3 protein-coding genes are annotated in these 2,213 nt (G+C 44.1%); all 3 read left to right on the forward strand.

Annotation, left to right across the window (positions count from 1 at the left end):
• Positions 1–377, forward strand: a 377-nt coding sequence (locus tag HP456_RS23100) for a glutamyl-tRNA reductase (protein ID WP_512698784.1), incomplete at its 5' end; no start/stop codon positions are given.
• 15 nt (positions 378–392) lie between these two features.
• Positions 393–1,226, forward strand: a complete 834-nt coding sequence (locus HP456_RS23105) for a cytochrome C assembly family protein (protein WP_172255436.1) — start codon at positions 393–395, stop codon at positions 1,224–1,226.
• Between the two features lie 17 nt (positions 1,227–1,243).
• Positions 1,244–2,176: a hydroxymethylbilane synthase gene (hemC, locus tag HP456_RS23110; protein ID WP_172255438.1), complete on the forward strand. Its 933-nt coding sequence runs from the start codon at positions 1,244–1,246 to the stop codon at positions 2,174–2,176.
• Positions 2,177–2,213 lie beyond the last annotated feature (37 nt).

Here is a 2,213-nt window from a genome sequence, read left to right on the forward strand (position 1 = left end):
AAGCGGAGATCGTTGATTTTAAAGACTGGTTGAACATGCTCGGAGTTGTGCCTGTCATTTCAGCTCTGCGACAAAAAGCGTTATCGATTCAGGCTGAAACGATGGAAAGCATCGAACGTAAAATGCCGAACCTGACAGACAGAGAAAGAAAAGTCCTGAGTAAACATACAAAAAGCATCATCAATCAATTGCTGAAAGATCCAATTTCACAAGCGAAAGAACTTGCTGGCCTGCCTGATGCCGAAGATAAACTGGATTTATTCGTTTCCATTTTCAATATTGAGAAACAAGTGCAGGAACAGACACAACTGAAAGCAGCCAATGAGAAGAGTGAACCGGGGCCGAACTTCACTCCGCAACCTACTTTTCATGCTTAAGTGAGGTTATTGTCTATGTTTGAACAAACGATGACTAGGCTGCATGAACTGATGATTGTTCTGTATGCTATTAGTATTCTGTTTTATTTTATAGATTTCTTAAACAAAAACCGGAAGGCAAATCTTTTTGCCTTCTGGCTGCTTGCAATTGTTTGGGTCCTTCAAACAATTTTTTTATTTCTTTACATGATCAATACCGGCAGATTCCCAGTCCTCACGATCTTTGAGGGGCTTTATTTTTATGCCTGGGTATTGATTACCCTGTCACTGGTGATTAACCGGCTGCTCCGTGTGGACTTCACCGTCTTTTTCACCAATGTCCTGGGTTTCATCATCATGGCTATACATACCTTTGCACCCGTGCAGGTGGAATCGCAGGCAATGGCGGAGCAGATGGTGTCTGAACTCCTTCTGATCCACATCACGATGGCGATCCTGTCGTACGGTGCATTTTCACTGTCCTTTGTTTTTTCACTTCTCTATCTTCTGCAGTTCAAGCTGCTGAAAGAGAAAAAGTGGGGACAGAGGCTATGGAGAATCAGTGATTTGTCTAAACTGGAGAAGATATCCTATATCCTGAATTCGATCGGGGTAGCCATGCTTCTTCTCAGCCTGATTCTCGGTATGCAATGGGCATATATCAAGTTGCCGGATTTCATTTTGTATGACCCGAAGATTATAGGATCATTCATTCTATTAATTTTATACAGTACTTATTTATATTTACGGATAAAGAAGAACGTATTTGGCAAATCATTGGCATTGCTTAATGTCGCGGCTTTCCTGATCATCTTGATCAATTTCTTCCTGGGAAGCCGGCTTTCATCCTTTCATTTCTGGTATTCATAAGCTTTCAGGAGGTTATTATGAGAAAAATTATTGTAGGATCTAGACGCAGCAAATTAGCACTTACACAAACAAATTGGGTGATCGATCAGCTGAAGGCGATCAATCCCGCAATTGACTTCGAGGTAAAGGAAATCGTGACTAAAGGGGATCAAATCCTTGATGTCACCCTTTCCAAGGTTGGCGGAAAAGGATTGTTTGTGAAAGAAATCGAGCAGGCGATGCTCAATAAAGAGATCGATATGGCGGTACACAGCATGAAGGATATGCCGGCTGTCTTGCCTGAAGGGCTCACAATCGGATGCATACCAGAACGTGAAGATCACAGGGACGCGTTCATCAGTAAGAATCATGTTGCGCTGAAGGACCTTCCGTCAGGTGCCATTGTCGGTACAAGCAGCTTGCGAAGAGGCGCACAGATTCTGTCCGTGCGTCCGGACCTGGAAATAAAGTGGATCCGCGGAAATATCGATACACGTCTTTCAAAGCTTCAAAATGAAGATTACGATGCGATCATCCTGGCAGCTGCAGGACTTTCTAGAATGGGGTGGACAAGTGATGTCGTGACTGAATTCCTCGATCCTGATCTTTGCCTGCCTGCAGTCGGTCAGGGAGCGCTTTCCATTGAATGCCGTGAAGATGATGAAGAGCTTCTCGATTTACTGAAGCATTTCTCGGATGAAGAAACCACTCAGACAGTAACTGCGGAAAGAGCATTCCTTCATAAAATGGAAGGGGGATGCCAGGTTCCGATCGCCGGTTATGCAGAAATTAAAGATAATGGGGAAATCGCGCTGACCGGTCTTGTGGCTTCACCCGACGGCCATACTATTTACAAAGAATACATGACTGGTCCCAATCCAGAGAAGGTCGGTGAAAGAGTGGCGGAAAGCTTGACTGAGCTTGGCGGAAAAGCCCTGATTGACCGTGTAAAAGAGGAGCTGGATCAATAATGGACGGTGAAAAGCCTTTAGATCAAATAAAGGTACT

Origin of the sequence: Bacillus haikouensis (assembly GCF_013179555.1) — a bacterium.
Classification (GTDB): Bacteria; Bacillota; Bacilli; order Bacillales; family Bacillaceae_B; genus Rossellomorea; species Rossellomorea haikouensis_A.

Excerpts from the sequence above, each read along its gene's own strand:
- HP456_RS23105 (WP_172255436.1), top strand. The coding sequence starts at position 393 with ATGTTTGAACAAACGATGACTAGGCTGCATGAACTGATGATTGTTCTG.
- hemC (WP_172255438.1), top strand. The coding sequence starts at position 1,244 with ATGAGAAAAATTATTGTAGGATCTAGACGCAGCAAATTAGCACTTACA.